General features: G+C 61.3%; 17 protein-coding genes. 10 read left to right on the top strand and 7 right to left on the bottom strand.

Going from position 1 to position 18,450, the window contains the following annotated elements:
• Positions 1 to 60: 60 nt before the first annotated feature.
• Both ABD903_RS03230 and ABD903_RS03225 read right to left on the bottom strand, forming a co-directional pair.
• Entirely contained in the window at positions 61 to 552 is a 492-nt protein-coding gene (locus ABD903_RS03230) for a YdeI/OmpD-associated family protein (RefSeq protein WP_345221352.1), read from the bottom strand.
• A gap of 30 nt (positions 553 to 582) precedes the next feature.
• Positions 583 to 1,602 (bottom strand): glycosyltransferase, encoded by a 1,020-nt coding sequence (locus tag ABD903_RS03225; RefSeq protein ID WP_345221350.1) that lies wholly within the window; start codon positions 1,600 to 1,602, stop codon positions 583 to 585.
• A 149-nt stretch (positions 1,603 to 1,751) separates the two neighbouring features.
• Here ABD903_RS03225 and ABD903_RS03220 point away from each other — a divergent pair, with 149 nt between their 5' ends.
• The 4 genes from ABD903_RS03220 (at position 1,752) to ABD903_RS03205 (ending at position 7,018) form a co-directional block, all read left to right on the top strand.
• Entirely contained in the window at positions 1,752 to 4,202 is a 2,451-nt protein-coding gene (locus ABD903_RS03220; protein ID WP_345221348.1) for a glycoside hydrolase family 31 protein, read from the top strand.
• Between the two features lie 610 nt (positions 4,203 to 4,812).
• The gene (locus ABD903_RS03215) at positions 4,813 to 5,685 is read left to right on the top strand and encodes a hypothetical protein (protein ID WP_345221346.1); all 873 of its coding nucleotides are present in this window, start codon (positions 4,813 to 4,815) and stop codon (positions 5,683 to 5,685) included.
• 354 nt (positions 5,686 to 6,039) lie between these two features.
• Positions 6,040 to 6,318: a hypothetical protein gene (locus ABD903_RS03210; RefSeq protein WP_345221344.1), complete on the top strand. Its 279-nt coding sequence runs from the start codon at positions 6,040 to 6,042 to the stop codon at positions 6,316 to 6,318.
• Positions 6,319 to 6,352: 34 nt separating this feature from the next.
• Positions 6,353 to 7,018: a hypothetical protein gene (locus ABD903_RS03205; protein WP_345221342.1), complete on the top strand. Its 666-nt coding sequence runs from the start codon at positions 6,353 to 6,355 to the stop codon at positions 7,016 to 7,018.
• 316 nt (positions 7,019 to 7,334) lie between these two features.
• On the opposite strand, the gene ABD903_RS03200 is transcribed toward ABD903_RS03205, so the two are convergent.
• The 3 genes from ABD903_RS03200 to ABD903_RS03190 all read right to left on the bottom strand — a co-directional run bounded on the left by ABD903_RS03200 (position 7,335) and on the right by ABD903_RS03190 (position 10,483).
• Positions 7,335 to 8,480 (bottom strand): esterase/lipase family protein, encoded by a 1,146-nt coding sequence (locus ABD903_RS03200; protein ID WP_345221339.1) that lies wholly within the window; start codon positions 8,478 to 8,480, stop codon positions 7,335 to 7,337.
• 162 nt (positions 8,481 to 8,642) lie between these two features.
• A complete protein-coding gene (locus ABD903_RS03195; protein WP_345221337.1) occupies positions 8,643 to 9,572 on the bottom strand; it encodes a T9SS type A sorting domain-containing protein in 930 nt (309 codons plus the stop codon).
• Between the two features lie 113 nt (positions 9,573 to 9,685).
• Entirely contained in the window at positions 9,686 to 10,483 is a 798-nt protein-coding gene (locus ABD903_RS03190; RefSeq protein WP_345221335.1) for a rhomboid family intramembrane serine protease, read from the bottom strand.
• Positions 10,484 to 10,582: 99 nt separating this feature from the next.
• On the opposite strand from ABD903_RS03190, the gene ABD903_RS03185 reads away from it, so the two are divergent.
• The 6 genes from ABD903_RS03185 (at position 10,583) to ABD903_RS03160 (ending at position 15,424) form a co-directional block, all read left to right on the top strand.
• Positions 10,583 to 10,942: a hypothetical protein gene (locus tag ABD903_RS03185; protein ID WP_345221333.1), complete on the top strand. Its 360-nt coding sequence runs from the start codon at positions 10,583 to 10,585 to the stop codon at positions 10,940 to 10,942.
• Between the two features lie 91 nt (positions 10,943 to 11,033).
• The gene (locus ABD903_RS03180) at positions 11,034 to 11,264 is read left to right on the top strand and encodes a hypothetical protein (RefSeq protein WP_345221331.1); all 231 of its coding nucleotides are present in this window, start codon (positions 11,034 to 11,036) and stop codon (positions 11,262 to 11,264) included.
• Between the two features lie 12 nt (positions 11,265 to 11,276).
• Positions 11,277 to 11,546: a hypothetical protein gene (locus ABD903_RS03175; protein ID WP_345221330.1), complete on the top strand. Its 270-nt coding sequence runs from the start codon at positions 11,277 to 11,279 to the stop codon at positions 11,544 to 11,546.
• Between the two features lie 70 nt (positions 11,547 to 11,616).
• Complete coding sequence (locus ABD903_RS03170) at positions 11,617 to 12,906, top strand: serine hydrolase (RefSeq protein ID WP_345221328.1); 1,290 nt, start codon at positions 11,617 to 11,619, stop codon at positions 12,904 to 12,906.
• Entirely contained in the window at positions 12,903 to 13,550 is a 648-nt protein-coding gene (locus ABD903_RS03165; RefSeq protein ID WP_345221326.1) for a M15 family metallopeptidase, read from the top strand. The genes ABD903_RS03170 and ABD903_RS03165 overlap by 4 nt, the downstream gene beginning before the upstream one ends.
• Before the next feature lie 80 nt (positions 13,551 to 13,630).
• A complete protein-coding gene (locus ABD903_RS03160; protein ID WP_345221324.1) occupies positions 13,631 to 15,424 on the top strand; it encodes a family 10 glycosylhydrolase in 1,794 nt (597 codons plus the stop codon).
• A 78-nt stretch (positions 15,425 to 15,502) separates the two neighbouring features.
• On the opposite strand, the gene ABD903_RS03155 is transcribed toward ABD903_RS03160, so the two are convergent.
• Together ABD903_RS03155 and ABD903_RS03150 are read right to left on the bottom strand one after the other, a co-directional pair.
• The gene (locus ABD903_RS03155) at positions 15,503 to 16,801 is read right to left on the bottom strand and encodes a hypothetical protein (RefSeq protein ID WP_345221322.1); all 1,299 of its coding nucleotides are present in this window, start codon (positions 16,799 to 16,801) and stop codon (positions 15,503 to 15,505) included.
• A 45-nt stretch (positions 16,802 to 16,846) separates the two neighbouring features.
• The gene (locus ABD903_RS03150) at positions 16,847 to 18,406 is read right to left on the bottom strand and encodes a SusD/RagB family nutrient-binding outer membrane lipoprotein (RefSeq protein WP_345221320.1); all 1,560 of its coding nucleotides are present in this window, start codon (positions 18,404 to 18,406) and stop codon (positions 16,847 to 16,849) included.
• Positions 18,407 to 18,450 lie beyond the last annotated feature (44 nt).

The following is an 18,450-nucleotide window of genomic DNA, read 5'->3' as shown; positions in this document are numbered from 1 at the left end:
AGCTTAGCTTGCCGGCCCCGCCCGGTTCCGCGCCACTCGCGCCGTTTGGCAGTGTGGTTCCTAACTGCGTTTCTTGCCCGCTAAAATCATTTCTACCGCCTTTTTCATTCGCTCGTAGCGCGTTTCGGTGTTCTTGGCGGCTTCAATCCAGCGGGTGAATTCCTTTTGGTGCGTGTAAGAAAGGTCGTCGAATTTTTGCCGCGCACCGGCGTTGGTCATGGCCTTGGCGAAGTCGTCGGATACTTCCGCCACGCGCGGGTTCACGTCTTTGGCCAGTGCCACGGTTACGGTGTGGCCCCAGGTTTTCTCAATGGCGTTGCGCACCTGCCGGGTAATAATAAGCAGGTGCTGCCCGTCGCCCATGGGCGCAAGGCTGCCGCGGTACGGAAACCCGTCGATGGTGGCTTGCACTTTCAGCTGAGCGCGGGTGCCGTACACCTCGGGCACGCTGAACGGCACGATGATAAACACGCCGCCATGTTCGCTGTCGAGTTCGAGGACGGCTTCAAAAGTATGTTCGGGCTCGAAAGCGGTAGAGGCAGGAGTGTTCATGCGATAAAAGAAGGGGAGTAGCCCGCAAAGTTAGCCAAGCCCGGCGAGCTGAGCGTCGAGGACCAGTGCAGCCGTGAAATCAGGCGTTGCATTGGGAGGTAGCACGCGGAAACGGCCGGCGGAAATGTGGTATTGCGCCGTTAGGCGTTGGGCGGTAGCATCATCGGGCACCAGCAACACATCGGCGTGGCGCAGCGCCAGGCGTTCCAACTCGGCAATCCAGCCGCGGTCGGCAGCGGCGCTGTGTTCTGTAATAGACGAAGCGCCCACACGCAGCACCAGCGTACGGCGGGTTTGCTGCCGAATTTCTACGGCGGCCAGCCACGTAGGCCATTCCACGGCCACAATCACCTCAAACTGCATTTGCAGGGCACGGCGCACGGCGTGGCGGGCGTACTGAATAATGCGGTAGTTCAGCTGATCGGTAGCATTGCCGGGCAGCATATCGAATACCGAGGCTGCCATGCCACTCGGCACGGGCTGTTCGGCCAATAACTCGGACTGCTCGGTCGATAACTCGGCCGTTTCGGCCGTAGTGCGGGCGGGTTCCGCATCATCGGCAGGCAGGCCCGCTGGTAGTTCGTGGCGGCGGGTGGGTAAGTCGCTGCTCAGCTCGGCAGCCTCCTTAATGCCGGGTTCGGTACCCGCTTCGGCAGCGCCCACGAGGGAAATGGCCTCGGCCGGAAGCGAAGCCGGGGAAGCCGTTAGTGCCGGTTGCGGGGCAGCGTAGGATGGAGTTGGGGGCAGGCCAGAACCCAGATACGGTGCCGCAGGTACCCGTACGGGCTGCGAGCTACCGGCCGGGGAACTTGCGCCGAGGTACGGAGCAGCCGGCGCCTGACGGGAAGCAGCCGGGCGGGAGCGGGGCGCGGCTCCGGTGCCGTCCAGCACTTCAATTGCTACCGCGCCTAGTGTGGCATCGGCGGCAAGCGGCTGAGGAAGCCAAAGCTGAACCTGAGTGCGTGGGGCCAGGGCCTGCGCCGTGGGTAGCGCCTCGGCCGCTTCGTCCCAGCCCAGAACCAGCGCAACAGACGTAGAGGAAGTAGCCATAGCTTGCAATATGCATTGGAACCGACGTGGACTGCTATTTAGGTTCGAATATATTCATTGGATTTCGTGGTTAACTTGCGGACTTAATTTAGCCCGTCCCAGCCGACGGGCTTTCGTTTGACCTTCCATCCCCCTGAACCTGAGCTACCATGGACGAGTCGATTCAGGAACTCAATTACATGATCAACGACTTGGCCGAAAAAGCCAAGCACGAGTTTTTTCCCGATCAGGTAATCCGCTGCGACGCCAACGAGGCCGCCGCTGAATTTCTTTTCACCTGCCAAAACGGCGTGGCCCTGCGCGTGCAGGCCATCAACGATAAAATCCTCCGCTTTCGGTATGCCACCGACGGCCAGTTTGCCCCCGACTTCAGCTACGCCTTCGACGGCAATGTGCCCGCGCGGCAGCCGCTCACCCAGCTGGAGTTCGTGGAGAAAGACGACCATTACCGACTTACCACCGGCCGCGTCATTTGCACCATCGGCAAGGATAACCTGCACGTGCGGCTGCTGAACCGCTCGGGCGCGGTGCTTTGCGAGTACGAGAAAGGCTTCCACTGGGAGTACGACTACGAGACCGGCAACGACATCGTGAAGATGAGCCAGCAGGTGCAGCCCGGCGTACACTACTTTGGCCTCGGCGACAAACCTGCCAACATGAACCTGCGCGGGCAGCGCTTCTGCAACTGGGGCTCCGACACCTACGGCTACGTAAAGGGCTCCGACCCGCTCTATAAGAACATTCCGTTCTTCTTGGCGCTGCACCAAAAGCTGGCCTACGGCATCTTCTTCGACAATTCCTTCAAGAGCTACTTCGACTTCGCGGCCGAGCGCGCCGACGTCACCAGCTTCTGGTCGCACGGCGGCGAAATGAACTTCTACTTCATTTACGGCCCCTCGCTCACCGAAGTCAGCCAGGATTATACCCTGCTCACCGGCACGCCCGAGCTGCCCCCGCTTTGGGCCCTGGGCTACCACCAGTGCAAGTGGAGCTACTACCCCGAAAAGCTGTTCCGCGGCATCGGGGCCGAGTTCCGCAAGCGCCAGATTCCCTGCGACGCGCTGTACCTCGACATCGACTACATGGAAGGCTACCGCTGCTTCACCTGGAGCAAGGAGCACTTTCCCGAGCCCGCCAAAATGGTGCGCGAGCTAGCCGACGATGGGTTTAAGACGGTAGTAATCATCGACCCCGGCATCAAAATCGACCCGGAGTACGACGTGTACCAGCAGGGCCTGGAAAACGGCTATTTCTGCCGTCGCGCCGACGGTCCGCTGATGAAGGGCTCTGTGTGGCCCGGCCTCTGCAACTTCCCCGATTTCACCCGCCCCGACGTGCGCGAATGGTGGGCTGGCCTGTTCAAAGGCCTCATCCAGGAAGTGGGCGTGCGCGGCGTGTGGAACGACATGAACGAGCCGGCCGTGTTCGAGAAAGGCACGTTCCCGAACGACGTGCGCTTCGATTACGACGGCAACCCTTGCTCGCACGCCAAAGCCCACAACGTGTACGGCATGCAAATGGCCCGCGCCACCAATAATGGCGTGAAGCAGTTCAGCTACCCCAACCGGCCTTTCACCATTACGCGCAGCACTTACTCGGGCGGACAGCGTTTCTCCTCCGGCTGGACCGGCGACAACGTGGCCTCCTGGGAGCATCTGTGGCTGGCCAACATCCAGTGCCAGCGCCTGAGCATCTCGGGTTTCTCCTTCGTAGGCTCCGATGTGGGCGGCTTCATCAACACCCCCGACGGCGAGCTATACGCCCGCTGGGTGGCGCTGGCAGCCTTCCACCCGTTCTTCCGCACCCACTCCTCCGGTGACCACGGCGACCAGGAGCCCTGGTCATTCGGCGAAGAATATGCCCTGCTGGCCAAGCGCTTCATTGAGCTGCGCTACAAGCTGCTGCCCTACATGTACACCGCTTTCTGGCAGTACGTGCAGGCCGGCACGCCTATTCTGCGTCCCCTCTCGTACCTCGACCAGAGCGACCTGGAAACCTACCAGCGCATGGCCGAGTTTGGCGTGGGTGACCACCTGCTGGTGTGCCCCGTAACCCAGGCCGGCGTAGACGGCCGCTGGATGTACCTGCCCAAAGGCCAGTGGTATTACTACTGGACCGATGAGCTGCGCGAAGGCGGTGCCGAAGTGTGGGCCGCTGCCACGCTGGAGCGTATTCCGCTGTATGTGAAGGCCGGCGCGGTTATCCCGCACTACCCCGTAATGCAGTACGTGGGCGAGCGGGAGCTTACCGAGCTAACGCTACACGTGTACCACAAAGAAGGCCAGGAAACCAGCACGTTGTACGACGACGGTGGCGACGGTTACGGCTACGAAAACGGCCAAGCTACCGTGCGCCGCTACACCGTGGAGGGCACCGCTGAAGACCTCAAGCTGCAGCAGCAAACCGAAGGCGACTACCAGCCCACTTGGCAAACTTGCCGCGTAGTGCTGCACGGCCTGCCCGCTGGCAGCAGCCTCACAGCCTTGGTCGATGGCGTAAGCGTAGAGGTGGCCATAGTTGATTCGTACTCGAAAGGCCTGAAGCTGCCGCAGGTGATTGTACCGGCAAACTTCACCGAGCTGGTCGTAAACCCCGCCTAGCTGAAGTCTCGATTCAGGTAACAAAAACGGCCTCCGCTGAAAAGTGGAGGCCGTTTTTTTGCTTACAGATGCTCCCGCAGATAGGCATACACCTCCGTGTTGGCCAGCAGCGTGCCGTGGTGCTGGGTATTGAAGCCGAGGCGGCGCTTGAGCAAACCGGCCGTTGTGCTACTTGGCCAAAAGCTCGCGGGGTAATATCGGCGGGCTCTTTTCTTCGCTGGGAAACAGCAAGTAGAAATAATTTCGCTTTCAACTTGCACCACCGGCCGCTTCTGCCTAAAATGCGTTGTCGGTCAGGCACCGACAACGCGCCCCTTTTCCCACACACCTGTTTATTAAGTTAAGCTGCCGCACCTGTTAGCGGCAGGCCTGTTGTTTTTTCCGCGGCGGCATCCGGCTGCCGGTTTTGTTTCATTTTTTTCTGTTGTTATGTACAATAAACGTCACTCATTGACTCTTCTAGCTGCTATGCTGGGGGGGGGGGCTTCTGACGGGATGCGAGAAAGCGGCGCAGCCCGAAGTAAGTCCACGGCCGGCCGCGGGGCAGTATGTGCACAACGCCGTAACCGCCGCGGAGGGGGAGCAGGCGTGGTTGCGTTGGGTGGAAGCCGTGGAAACCGGACGTAAGCAAGACCCACTGGGCCAGTATTGGCGCAAGGGAGCCGTGCGCGGTAACAAGGCTAACCCCCCCGCCACGTGGCCCAAAATAGATGCCCGCCAGCGGCGCATGTGGCTGGTGCGGGAGCCTTCCGGCGACTTGATTTATACCACCAGCGGCCCCACCGACGACCTGGACTGCGGGGATCTTCCCTGTCCGGGTGGAGGAGGGTACCAGCCCCCGGTTCCCGCCACGGTATCGGCTTTCCGCACAAGTGAAGGGCAGGCCTCCTTTAGTGGCCCTGGTAACCCCCAGGGCGACATACTGGATCTGAAAATTGTGAAGGGCTCCAGTGCAAATCTGACGGCCCTGCCGGGGTACACCATCATCCCGGTGGATTTGAACAAGGGCGCCGGCGGGCAGTACATTTATTTGACGTTCACGCGGGACCCGACTAAGGTGCAGTACGGCGACGAAGTCAAAAAAGACCAAGTAAATACCGATGGCTTTGCCGTTGGCAGCGGCCGGTATGTGATTGGCCCGGTACGGGCAATTTATTCGAAATCAGCGCGGTCCGGAGCTGATTTTCAAAACTGGCCCCGATTTTCTGTTCCAAATTGGGCGCCTAGCCCAACGAATTTTGACGATTGGATTCAACCGGACCTGAATGATGGTTCCGGGGGGCGCTTCATCGCGAGCTATCAAGGCAAGGACCATCGATACAGCGGACGTCCCATTGAGGTGGGCGTAATTGCGGGCAACAGTCCAAATATTACCCCTCCTGCAGGGTGGGTGAAAGTGGATGGCGTGCAAGCCCCTGAGGGTGTAGACCGCAACGAGGGGGCCGGCGGGGACTACATCTACTTCGTATTAAAAAGCAGGTAGATGAGAAAGCATCTGCTAATTACAAGCTTGGTGCTGAGTGGCGTCCCCCTGCTAGCGCAAAACGAGGCGCCGCAAAGCAATTCTCAAGAAAAGCCGCTACGCTGGGATATCCGCCTGCAAGCCACAGTGCAGCGCTATGGGGTAGTTTATCCAATTACAGGCAATAATCAGATTTCCTTGCTGCCGCTTCAAGCAGGCGCCGGTTATCAGATTAGCCGAAGAGTTGGTGTTCAGATTAGCGTGGCTTACCGCTCAGAGCAGGGCGGATTAGACATGAACAGAAGGTGGAGCGTTCCAGTTTGGGGAAGGTATACACTTACGCGCCGTACCACGCGGCGCACGCAGTTTGATGCAGTGGCCGGCGCCACCTTTTTGCGCGACCAGCACCAGTTCTATGTGGCATTGGAGGCGCCACCAGGGCAAGAGCAACAGTGGGTGTGGCAGCAAGAGCATCTGTCGGACGAGTTCTTCAACATCGGGGTGAGCATGCGCAACCGGTTGGGCAAGCGCTTTGAGGCGGTAACCGACCTGGCGCTGAACCGGCGGGTGAAGGGCGCTATTTTCAACTCGAATCTGCAGTTCTACACCGCCAACGTCGGCCTGCGCTACCGCTTCCGCGTTGGTGGCCGTTGAGCCAAGCGGCCGGTACGCACCCTCTCTGTACGCCATGAAACACCTGCTTTTGCTCCTGGTACTGTGGACCGCGGCTAGCCCCGTTTTCGCCCAGCGGCGCATTGAGATGACCGAGGCCCTGCCCGTGCCGCCAAAGTGGGACGTGAAGCTGCAACTCACGGCTCAGGCCTACCGGGTGCGCTACTCCGAGTTGGGGTTTGAAACCGTCGGGTTGGCGTCGGTGCAGGTGGGGGCGGGATACGGGCTTTCCCGGCGCCTGCGCCTGCAGGCCAGCGCCAGCTACCGCCGCTACACCACGCCCCGGCAGTTGACGCAAACGGCCACCCAATCCACATGGGCCGACGACCGCCGCGACCTGTTTGCCCTGCCCGTGTGGGCCCGCTACACCCTCACGCGCCAGCCCGGACACCGGCTGCAGTTCGACCTCGTTGGCGGGCCCGCGCTGCTGCGCGCCCGCTACCGATTTCACGACGTGGAAGACGCCATCGGCACCCAGCCCCGTATTGTAAACGTCATCAACCAGAACGTTACGGAAGTGCAGTTTACGTACGGCCTGAGCGCCCGGTACCGCCTCGCTGGCCAACTCGATCTTGTGGCTGATGCGGGGCTGAACCAGCGGCTGTTCGACGGTCCCAACCCTTGGCGCCCGGGCTACTTCACCAGCAACCTGGGTCTGATGCTCTACCTCGGGTCTGACTGACGCCAGGCCGGAGCGCATTCCGCTGTACGTAAAAGCCGGTGCGGTTATCCCGCACTACCCCGTAATACAGTACGCGGGCGAACGGGTGCTTACCGACCTGGCGCGCTGTACATCTGCCTACCACCTGCCTCACGGCCCTGTCCGATGGTGTGAGCGTAGGTGTTGCCCTGGTCGATTCGTACTCGAAAGGCCTGAAGCTGCCGCAGGTGATTGTGCCGGCTGGCTTCACCGAGCTGGTAGTAAACCCCGCCTAGCTGAAGTCTCGATTCAGTTAATAAAAACGGCCTCTACTAAAAAGTGGAGGCCGTTTTTTCGCTTACAGATGTTCACGTAGGTAGGCGTATACTTCCGTGTTGGCCAGCAGCGTGCCGTGGTGCTGCCGCCCGAAAACCCGCACGTGTACTTGCCCCTGAAACGTGGTGCGCGGTCCGAAAACGCTGCCCGTGGCGCTGCCGCCGCCTACCAGCCCGTCGCCGAAGTAGCGGGCCAGAATGGACTCGGCGTTTTTCAGCAGCGAGCCGGCCAGCACATGGTACTGCACACCCGGCAGCGGCGGCACGGGCGTACGCGGGGGCAGCAGGTCGTCGGCGTGGGGGCTTTGCCAGTCCTCGTCTACGAGGCGGGCGTGGCGCAAGTCGCGGATGCCGTTGGAGCGTTGGTCGATGATGTTGGCCACGTAGCGCGTGGGACGCAGGTTGAGCTTGCGCAGCAGCAGGGCCGTAAGGAAGCTGTTTTGCTCCAGGAACGAGCCCTCGTTGGGCACACCCAGTAAAAACACGCTGCGCACCCGCGTAACCCAGGGCGCCGGCTGGCTTTCCTGTTGATGAATGGGATGATCCTCTTCCTGATTTAAGCCGTCTGTTACAGCCGACCCGGCCTGTGGTGCTGTGCCGTAATACCCGGCCGAGCGAATCACGAGTCCACCCATGGAGTGGCCCACTAGTACCAGATCGGTTACATGGTCAGGCCAGGTGTGCACCAGCTCGGTGAGCAGGCGGCTGAAGTCGCGGCCGTTTTCGGAAATGTGCCGGCCGGTGTTGTAGCGCAGGTACAGGCAGTTTACATCGGCCTCGCGGGCCAGCTGGGGGCCGTAGCGCGGCACGTCGGGCGGTCCTTGCTGCCAAATGTACTCGTCGCCCATAAGGCCGTGCACGAAGACGACCGTGCGGCGCGGCCCGCCGTCGGGAAACACCAGGTCGGGCACGGCTACGTCGCGGCCGTTTTGCCGGAAGCTCATGCGAATGGTGCGGCGGTGGCCCGAGGCCTCCAGCTGGTCGCCGATGGCACCGTTCAGGGCCGGCAGCAGGAAATGCCGGTAGCTGCGGCCGGTTTGAAACAGGTAGCCGATGCCTTCGGCCGGAACCGTTACCGTACGGCGCAAAATGCTCAGTACGCGCTGCCAACGCGGCGAATCCGATTTCGCGGAGGCATGGGAAGAGGAAGAAGGCAGGGCGTCGGACACGGTGGGTTGGGCTAAGCTCAGGCAATACGCGCCCGCAACAGCCAGCGTTGGTGGAGTTGCGGCACTCACCAACAACAAAACCGCCCGGCTGTTGGGCCGGGCGGTAAGGTAAGCAGAAGGAAGAAGGACTCTACGCCATGAGCGTGGAGAGGCAGGTACGCCTTAGCGCACCACCAGGCGGCGCGTCACCGGGCCTTCGGGCGTGGTGAGCTGCAGCGTGTACACGCCGGCCGGGCGGCCGCGCAAATCGAGGGTGCGCACGCCGTTCGCTACCGTGGAAGCAGCCGGCTGGGTAAGCACCTTGCGGCCGGTGGCATCGGTCACGGTAAGGGCCGATTTCAGCAGCGCGGGCTCCTGAGCGGCGCCGAGCGTGAACAGGCCGTCGGTGCTGGGGTTGGGGTACACAGTGAGGGCCGAAGCGCCGGCTACTTTGTCGCGGCTAGACAAGGCCGTGCCTACCATGGTTATGTCATCAATGATGAGCGTGGTACCAGCGGTAATGTCTTCGGCATCGCCCGAGGTGATGAAAATCTGGATGGAGTCGGGAGCGAGGTTCGAGTCATAGTCCAGCGGAATGGTGAGCTGGGTAAAATTGGCAGCGGTTTGGGTAAACAGGTAGTCGGCGCCGGCAATAGGAATAACCTGGCCGTTTTGGGTGCGCGTCAGAATTACCTGTACCGAAGCCGAGTCGTTCACGGCATTGGGGCCGGTAAGCTTATGCGAAAACTGGAGCGCTGCGGGCCGGCCCGTAAAAGGCAACCCTCCTAACGAGTTGGAGTTAACGCGGGTACCTAAAATCATGATACCTGGAGCTACCCCAATCGGCAAACCGCCGAAGGATATATTTTTATTTTCCAGCCGAGCTGCAAAGGAACCACTGCGGGCGTCGGTGCTTTTGGTGACCGTATTAATGGCAACTGGTATGGGAATAGGAGCGAAGGCCCGCAGGAATTCATCGGTGTTGATCCAGTTACGCGGGGCTTCCAACCCGTTGCGCATTTCCCAGGTTTCGAAATTGCCGTTGGGAATTTGCTGCGCGAAGCCTGCGAAGCTCAGGCTAAAAGTCAACAGGGAAAGTAGTAACTTTTTCATGTTGGGGTGAGAGGTAAAGTTTGTTGCGGAGAGAAGGCGCGTGCCTTTAGAAGACGGTTGCAAAGCTAGAGCGCGCCGTAGCATTGTTCGCTCACATCTTTGGGTGATAACCGCTACTGAGCGCGTTTCAAGCCGATAAAGCCTCCCAGCAACAAGCCCGTAACCAGCCCGCCCACGTGCGCCGCGTGGTCGATGCCGGGCATGGCGGCCACGGCAAAGTTGCCGCCCACAATGTAGAGCGTGTGGACCAGCAGGGCGCTGCGCTCGGAGCGACTAAGGCGGCTGCTGCCCCGCGCGGCAAAGGCCAGCATAAAGCCGTACAGCCCGAAAATGGCGCCGGAAGCGCCCACGCTGTTCACGCCCTGCGTGTGCCACCACAAACTGGCCAGCGCCCCGCCCACACCGCTTAGGGCGTAGGCTAGCAACAGGCGTTTCCGGCCGGCCAGCGGCTCCAGCACCGTACCAATGAACAGCAGCGCGTAGGTGTTCAGCAGCAAGTGTGCCAGGCCGCCGTGCAGCGCGCAACTGGTGAGCAGCCGCCACCACTGCCCAGCCCACACCAGCGGCGAGTAATTCGAGCCCCAGGCTATGAGGTCGGCACCGCTGGGGGAAATGGGGTCGACGCCGGTTACCCACATCATTATGTAGACCAGCAGGTTCAGGCCGGCCAGACTCAGGGTGACGGCCATGCTGCTAAGCAGCTTAGGCGGGGCCGCAGGCTGCGGCAATGCGTGCGTTTCCCGGCCGGGAACCTGCCCGCGCTTACGCAGCTCGGCCCAGGCGGCTTCCACTAGCGGTGGCGCAAACTGCTGCGGGTGCTGCGTGAGGTAGAGCAGCTCCGCATCGGTTTTGCGGGCAAATGCTTCGGCCAGGGGCGACGAACCGGGTTCCATACCGGCGCGGACCTCCACAAGCTTGCCAAGCTGCCCGTACCCGACAACTTGGCAACCCGCCGAACCGCGCTTCCGGCTGGTCGTATAGGGTAAGGTACCATTAGACGATACCGCATCATGGAACAAGACCCCATCGACCAAGAGCCATACAACCAGGAAATGAATGCCCGCGAAGCCGGCCGTGAATACGAAGCCAAAGCCACGGCCTCGGGCCAGCCGCCGAGCGAGCAGGAACGCGACCCGCAGGGCCGCTACGGCATGGGCGACCGGCTGAACCTGCAAACCGGCGAAAACGCCGACGATAACTCCGGCAGCGGTGGCAACGTGGGCGGCCGCGAAACCAAGGGCCGCAGCGTTAGCCGCGGCACCGAGTACGACACGCCCGGCAACGCCGCCGAGGGCGACGTGGGCGGCAGCACCACCTCTGCTGGTACGGGCACCTCGGCGGGTCAGCCGGGGGCCGTAACCGGGCTGTAAAAGCCGATTGAATTACCCCCGGCAGCGGTTCCGGTCGCTGCCTTGCCGCACTTTTACCCTACCACACCATTCACCTAACCACCTTTCAATCATGAGCAAGCAACCCAAAGACGTTAAGGCCAATCCTACCAATTCCGAGAGCAGCGGCGCAAACCGCGTGGGCGTAGCCAACAGCGGCCAGAACCAGTTCCCGCTGAAAGAGGAGGCCCGCGAAGATGCCGAACAGAATACCAAGCAGAAAGGCGGTATGCCCAGTGCCGGCTCACGGGCGCGTCAGGGCGCCGAAAATGTAGACCCCGGTACCCTCGATAACAACCAATAAGCCCGATACGCCATGAGCAATTCCAATAAGAACCAGTCCGACGATTCCGGCAACCGGAATCAGCAAGCTGCTTCCGGCGAAAACGCCAAGGGCAGCAGCAACCGTGGCGACCAGCCTTCGGCCTCCCAACGCAACCAAGGCGGCGGCCAGGACCAGGAAAAAGCCAATCAAACCAAGAACACCACGGCTTACAACTCCGAGTACAGCAACGCGGGCTCAGCCCCCAGCTCGGCCAACGACGGCGGCACCATTGACGACGCCGATAACCGCGACGCGAAGTAGTATTTCGCGCCCTTTTGAAACCGGTTCATCACCGCAGGGAGTATCTTCCGGCGTGATGAACCGGTTTTTTGTGCTTCTACTGCTCGGATTGAACCTGCCACTAACGGTGCAGGGGCAGTTCGGCAACCCGCTGAAACAGCTGCTGCGCCGCGACACCAGCGCCGTGGTGCGCCGCGTGCTGGCCGATGCTGCAGGGCACCGCGTTCAAATTCTGTACACTCAGATTCAGCGCGATGCGCAGGGCCGGCCGTCGTTTAAAAGCTATGCGTACCGGCTTAAACCGAACGAATATTTCTACCCAGCCAGCACCGTGAAGCTGCCCGTGGCAGCCCTGGCGCTGGAACTGATTAACGGGGGACGGCCTCCGCAAACCTGGCCGAAAGGCTACGCGCCGCCCACCCGCGAGACCCCGCTGCAAATCGATTCGGCTTATGCAGGCCAGACCACCGTGCGGACGGATAGCACCGCTTTCGGTAACAAGCCCACTATCGGTCAATACATCCGCAAGGTGTTGTTGGTGAGCGACAACGACGCCTTTAACCGGCTGTATGAGTTTATCGGTTACAATAATTTGCAGGCTTTGCTCGGCCGTCGGCAGCTTGGCAGCACCCGCATCGTCCACCGCCTCTCGGTAGGCGACAAAGCGCCCGCCTCGGGCCAAACCAATCCGTTCGTCTTTTTCCTGGACAGCGCCGGCCATTCGGTGCCGTACCGGTTGAGCGCCCAGTTCAAGACGGACCATTTGTGGCCTTCCCCGCTAACGCTGAAAGGAATTGACGTGGGCAACGCCTACTTCGAAAACGACAAGCTGGTGCAGAAGCCCATGAATTTTGGCGTCAAGAACTTCTTCCCGCTTAACGAGCAGCAACAGGTGCTGCGGGCGCTGCTATTTCCGGAGTTCGTGCCCGCCAATCAGCGGTTCGAACTACTGCCCGCCGACTATGCCTTTCTGCGCAAGTATCTGAGCTTGCCGCCGCGCCTAAGCCAGTTTCCAAAGTACAACCCGCAGGACTACCCCGATAACTACGCCAAGTTTTTGCTGGCAGGTGGCCCGCCGGCGCCGCTGCCCGAGGGCGTGCGCGTTTACAACAAAATCGGGCAGGCGTACGGCTTCCTGATCGACAACGCCTGCATCGTGGACTCGGTGCGCGGCGTGGAGTTCATGCTCTCGGCCGTGGTGTACACCAATGCGGATGGCGTACTGAACGACGATAAATACGAGTACGACAGCGTGGGTTTTCCCTTCCTGTGCCGCCTCGGCCAGTTGGTATACGAGTACGAGCTGCGCCGCACCTCGCCGGCCCGCACGCAGCAAATAAATGGGTATTGGTCGGCTAAAAACGAGCAGGCTGCCCCATGAACAGCCACGGCGAAATAGCGCCGAATGCTCACGGCCTGCCGGTGCTAACGGATGCTGCTCAGTACCGACAGCAGGTAGCCCACGACCCCGCGCAGGAGCTGGTGAATCTAGCCGATTTCATTCCGGGTTTGGTCGTTGACGTCCGCTACGCCACGCCGGAGAACTTCTTCGGCCAGCAGTTGTACACCGAAGCTACTGCCTATCTGCGCCGCCCGGTCGCCGAAGCTTTGCAAGACGCGCAGGCAGAATTAAACGGCCTGGGTTTTGGCTTGAAAGTGCTGGATGCTTACCGGCCTTACAGCGTAACTGTGCGCATGTTTGAGGCAGTGCCCAACGAAACCTACGCCGCTCCGCCTTGGCGCGGCTCGCGCCACAACCGCGGCTGCTCCGTCGACGCCACGCTCGTGGACCTGCACACCGGGCAGGAGTTGCCAATGCCCACCGTTTTCGACGACCTCAGCCCCCAGGCACATTCCGACTATACCAACCTTCCGGCAGATGTGCTGCGTAACCGGGCTGCTTTGCACCGAGCCTTAAGCCGGCATGGTTTCGTGAATTACCCCGCCGAGTGGTGGCACTTCGACCACGCCAGCTGGGCCAATTATCCGCTGCTCGATTTGCCTTTTGCGGCTTTAAAAGGCTGAAGCCCGACGGGGTTGTGCGTAATTTGCAGCCTCGTGTGTGGTAAGGTTCGCTGTTGATGGCGGGCCGCTTGTTGTTTCTGATGCGTCGATTCCTGCTTTGCGCCGCCGTGGCGCTGCTTTCCCCCTTTGTTTCCCTGGCCCAGATGGGCGCGCCAAATTCGGCCCGCTCGTCGGGTGGGTCCTCGGTAATTACCACGCCCATTCCCTCGGCGCCGCCCAAGCGCGAGCTGCGGGGCGTCTGGATTGCTACCGTCGAGAATATCGACTGGCCTTCGCGGCGCGACCTCACGCCCGAGCAGCAGCGCAAGGAATACATCCGTTTGCTCGATGCCGAGAAGCGCGCCGGCATAAACGCCGTGTTTGTGCAGGTACGGCCCGCTTCCGATGCCTTTTACAAGAGCGACATAGAGCCTTGGAGCAAGTGGCTGAGCGGCAAGCAGGGCAAAGACCCGGGCTGGGACCCGCTGCCTTTTCTCATTAGCGAAGCCCACCAGCGCGGCATGGAATTCCACGCCTGGTTTAATCCCTACCGCGCCTCCATGGACTCGGTAACGAGCCGGTTGGCGCCCAATCACCCGTACCGCCAGCACCCCGAGTGGTTTTTGCGCTACAGCGGCAAGCTGCTCTACAACCCCGGTTTGCCCGAAGTACGCAGCTACATAACCCGCGTTATTCAGGACGTGGTGCGCCGCTACGACATCGACGGCGTGCACTTCGACGACTACTTTTACCCGTACCCCGAGCCCGGCAAAACCATTCAGGACGCCCAGGCCTTCGCCCAGTACAACCCCGACCAGCTGAGCTTGCCCGATTGGCGCCGCCGCAACGTAAACCAGTTGGTGCAACAAGTGCACGACTCCATCGAAAGCACGAAACGCTGGGTGAAATTTGGCATTTCGCCCTTTGGCGTCTGGATGAACCAAGCCAGCCACCCCGAGGGCTCGGCCACCAACGCTTTCCAAGGATACAGCGGCCTCTACGCCGATGCCCGCGAGTGGCTGCGGCAAGGCTGGGTCGATTACGTGTTGCCGCAGCTCTACTGGAGCTCCAATCTGCGCGTGGCTCAGTATCCCGTGTTGCTGGAGTGGTGGTCCCGTAACCGCTTCGAACGGCACTTGTACATTGGTCAAGGCGCCTACCGCATGCTGGAAAGCACCCGCTCCGATACCACCTGGCGCAACCCACGCGAACTGCCCAAGCAAGTGCGCCTGAACCGCTCGTACCCCACCGATGTGAGCGGCAGCGTGTTTTTCAGCGCAAAATCGGTAGTGGCCAATCCTCTGCACACCACCGATTCGTTGCGCCTGAACCTGTTTAACTACCCGGCGCTGCTGCCCACCATGCCGTGGAAAGACGCCGTGCCACCCCGCGCCCCCGAACGCCTGATGCTGACCCGCACCGGTTCGGTGGTAACCCTGGCGTGGCGCTCTGGCCCGGCCGCAGCCGACGGCGACTCTGCCCGTTCCTTCGTCATTTACCGCTTCGCCCGCGGCGAGCAGCCCACGCCCGATAACCCCGCGCGCATTCTGGCCATTCAGCCGCGCCTCACACGCATGGAGCACGCCTACGTGGACACCACCGCCCGCCCCGGCACCGAGTACGCCTACTACCTCACCGCCCTCGACCGCCTGCACAACGAAAGCCGCCCGCTGAACGTGAGTACGCTCGGCTCGGCGGGTGGTCCGGTGCTAGCTAAGGCTGATGTTGAGAAACCTGCTGCCACCGCTCCGGCCGTTACCCCACCGGTAACCACAGCGCCCAATCCGGGGCGCCCCGCGGTAACTCGTCCGGCCACTACCGCTGGCACTACCAAAGTCAAAGTCGTTACGAAAAAGAAGAAGCGCGGCTTCTTCGGCCGTTTGTTTGGGCGGTAGTCTATATGAAGTTCTTTCAACGAATAAAGGCCGCCTGGAAGCTTCCAGGCGGCCTTTTTCGGTGTTGAGCTTAGGGCTTTAGAAGGCGCGGTACTCAAACGTAATGCGGGCCGTTGAGCCCGCCGTGCTTAGGCGTGTGCCCACTACGCGCAGCAGCATGGGCTCGGCACCGCGCACGCGCACGGCAAACACGTCGCCGGGCGCCACTACGCCAGGGTTGCCACTCAGCGAAGCCGTGTTCTGAAACATCAGCGTACCCACCGCGTTGGCCGTTGCCGTGTTGTAGTAGCCCGCCGCAGCCTGCGCCGCTGGAATACGATAGAACACCGTGGTGTTCTCGGCCCGCAAACCCACGGCGTTGGCGCCGGTGCTGGTGGTCGTTACATAGGCGTACACGTCTTTGGTGGCAGCGGCGGCGCTGTTAGCCACGTTGGTGCCTAGGCGCAGGTCGAAGGAAGCCGAGTCTTGCGGGGAGTTAGAGCCTGCCGTAACGCGGCCCGTGCGTACCCGCGAGAAAACGGTTGGGGCCACCACGCCAACGGGGGCAGCGGTTACGGTAGCCGTGTAAGGGCCGGAGTAAGCCGTAAAGGAGAAGGTAACGGTCTGCCCACGTGAGCCGTTGGGCACGGTTACGTCCACGGTGCGCGCGTTGGCGGCTCCGGTGCTGGGGTTGCGAATCACGCCGGCGCGCACCGGCGCGCCGGCGCCGATGCGGTAAAAGGTGGTCAGGCTGTCCACGTTTTTGAACAGCGTGGCCGTGGTGGTGGCGGGCGGAGTCGGTAACGTGGCAATGCCGCCCTCGTTAAGCACCAGGTTGTACCCGACGATGTCGCCTTCCGTTTGGGCGGTGGCCGCCAGGTTGTTGCGGAAAACGGTAATAGCCGTGGGCGAGGCCGTGGTGCCGAAGCGCAGGGTGGGAGCCGCCGCCACATTGTAAGTAAAGCGGCGCAAACGCGTGGCCCCGTTTTCAAATGTGGTGGTAACGTCCACGCGAACCGCCGTCTTATTAGCCAAATTATCCGGGACCTTGTAAGGAATGATTTGGGCCGTCAGGCCGGCCGCCGGCTGAAAAATGGTGGTGCCTAGCGGCACAGTGGCCACCACGGCTGAGTCGGTGCGGCCGATAACCTGAAACACGGTGAAGTCGCGGACGCGGTCATTGGCATTGAAGCCCACCACCAGGGCAACCATCTCGCCGGGAGCGTACTTGGTTTGCAGGCCGGCGGGCGGCGAGCCAATGGTGGCAAAACCACCTTCATCTACCACTTGGTAGGGTGGTTCCAACTCGTCTTCGCAAGCCATTAGGCTGAAACCGGCAGCGGCCAGCAGTACCGTCCAGGCACGGAAGCGGAGCCGGGAAAGAGTGAGTATTTTCATGGGGAAGAAAATCAGAGGGAAAAGAAAAAAGAGCGCGCCCGTAGCCTACGGCTGATCCCACCACACCGGAATGGTTACATAGGCGGGGTCGTTGCCACCTGCGGCTGCCACAGCCTGCGGGTTGTAAAGCGTCTCGGTTTGGGGGGGCGCCAGGCGCCGCGGGAACTTCCGGGAGGCCGGGTCGGCCGGCGTGGGGTTTAGGACAGGATTAGCGCCGGCGGGGTAAGCCAGGTTCACGTAAATGTCGGAGCGGAAGTCGTAGCGGCGCATATCCGACCACGCTTCCGGGTTCAGGAACAGGGCAATGTACTTCTGCTCCATAATCCGTCGCTCCGTTAAGTCGGCGGGGCTTTGAGCTACGGCGGCGCTGTTTAGGTAGGCGTCGATTTGTGCCTGGGTGATAAGCGGAAACGTCACGGTCAGGCCCTGGGAGGCGAAGGTGCCGCCGCCGCTTAGTTTGCGAATATGGGCTTCGATGCCCTGCCGGTACGCCGTGAAGGCGCGGGCCCGGTTGCCGGCTTTAAACGCCGCTTCAGCCTCAATAAACTTCAGCTCGTGGAAAGTAATAACCTCGAAATAGCCCAGGTCGCGCGCGTACCAGCTGGAGTAAAAGTCGGATGCGTTACCGGTTTGGGCAATGGGCGTGCCACCCGATACGCCGGGGTTAGTGCCCACGCTTACGCCGGTGGCCAGCACGGGGTAACGCGGATCCACCACGCCGGGGTAGGTGGCATTGGCCGCATTGCCGTTCAGGTAGCGAATCAGGTTCAGCGAATACGTGGCCGTGCCGAAGTTGGCACGGGTAGTACCGAAGATGTTGGTACTGCCGCCTACGGGCGGTACTGCTACTTCAAACTGCAGTTGGGCGTCGTCGGCGGAGCTCTGGAAGCCGGCGGTTACGGCGGCCAGCACTGCCTGCGGATTGTAGCTGGCTTTTTTGGTGAGGTGGTTGAGCTGGCGGGCCCGCAGGGCGTTGGCCAACCGAATCCATTTTTGCGTGTCGCCGCGGTAGAGGATGTCGCCGCTGGGGCTGGGCACGGTTACGTACAAGGGGCGTAGGTTAGCCGAGGCAGGTTTTTCCAGCTCCGCCACCCCTTCGTCGAGCAGACGAAAAATGGTTTGGTAAATCTGCTCCTGCGGGTCGTACTTGGGCGTGTAGTTCTGCGCGCCCTGAAAAGCCTCGCTGTACGGCACATCGCCCAGCATATCGGTGGCGTGGGCCAGCCCCATGGCCAGCATTATTTTGGCAGCGCCCACGTAGTGCGGCGAGCCTTCGGCCTCGGCCGCGGCAATAGTGGCCCGCAGGTTGCCGGCAGAGTAGAAGTAGAAGTAGTTGAAGGTGTTGGTGCTGTTGCCCGTTGTGAAGTAGTACTGGTCGGTACTGGAGGCGGGCGCCCGCCGCACCGCGTGCTGGGTGATATAGGCCGTGGTCAGCGAGGTGAACATCTGCTGCTGAAAGGCTTGCGAAATGCCGCCCGGCAGCAGGAAGTTGGGGGTAGAGGCAACCGGGTTGTTGGGGTCGGTGTTCACGTCGAGGAAATCCTCGCACGACGTCAGCGCACCACCGCCCAGCAGCAAGCCCAGGATGAGAAGGTATTTTTTCATGGAATTGGACTGTTAAATGGCTGGATTGCTAAATGGCTGGTCGT

Source organism: Hymenobacter koreensis (genome assembly GCF_039541855.1).
Classification (GTDB): domain Bacteria; phylum Bacteroidota; class Bacteroidia; order Cytophagales; family Hymenobacteraceae; genus Solirubrum; species Solirubrum koreensis.
The sequence above is the reverse complement of the archived record's forward strand: the minus strand, read 5'-3'. Positions and strand labels throughout refer to the sequence as shown.

Bases quoted from the DNA above. Each gene is read 5' to 3' on its own strand.
- ABD903_RS03160 (WP_345221324.1), top strand. From the start codon at position 13,631: ATGCGTCGATTCCTGCTTTGCGCCGCCGTGGCGCTGCTTTCCCCCTTT.
- ABD903_RS03185 (WP_345221333.1), top strand. From the start codon at position 10,583: ATGGAACAAGACCCCATCGACCAAGAGCCATACAACCAGGAAATGAAT.
- ABD903_RS03155 (WP_345221322.1), bottom strand. From the start codon at position 16,801: ATGAAAATACTCACTCTTTCCCGGCTCCGCTTCCGTGCCTGGACGGTA.
- ABD903_RS03180 (WP_345221331.1), top strand. From the start codon at position 11,034: ATGAGCAAGCAACCCAAAGACGTTAAGGCCAATCCTACCAATTCCGAG.
- ABD903_RS03225 (WP_345221350.1), bottom strand. From the start codon at position 1,602: ATGGCTACTTCCTCTACGTCTGTTGCGCTGGTTCTGGGCTGGGACGAA.
- ABD903_RS03205 (WP_345221342.1), top strand. From the start codon at position 6,353: ATGAAACACCTGCTTTTGCTCCTGGTACTGTGGACCGCGGCTAGCCCC.
- ABD903_RS03150 (WP_345221320.1), bottom strand. From the start codon at position 18,406: ATGAAAAAATACCTTCTCATCCTGGGCTTGCTGCTGGGCGGTGGTGCG.
- ABD903_RS03220 (WP_345221348.1), top strand. From the start codon at position 1,752: ATGGACGAGTCGATTCAGGAACTCAATTACATGATCAACGACTTGGCC.
- ABD903_RS03165 (WP_345221326.1), top strand. From the start codon at position 12,903: ATGAACAGCCACGGCGAAATAGCGCCGAATGCTCACGGCCTGCCGGTG.
- ABD903_RS03195 (WP_345221337.1), bottom strand. From the start codon at position 9,572: ATGAAAAAGTTACTACTTTCCCTGTTGACTTTTAGCCTGAGCTTCGCA.
- ABD903_RS03175 (WP_345221330.1), top strand. From the start codon at position 11,277: ATGAGCAATTCCAATAAGAACCAGTCCGACGATTCCGGCAACCGGAAT.
- ABD903_RS03230 (WP_345221352.1), bottom strand. From the start codon at position 552: ATGAACACTCCTGCCTCTACCGCTTTCGAGCCCGAACATACTTTTGAA.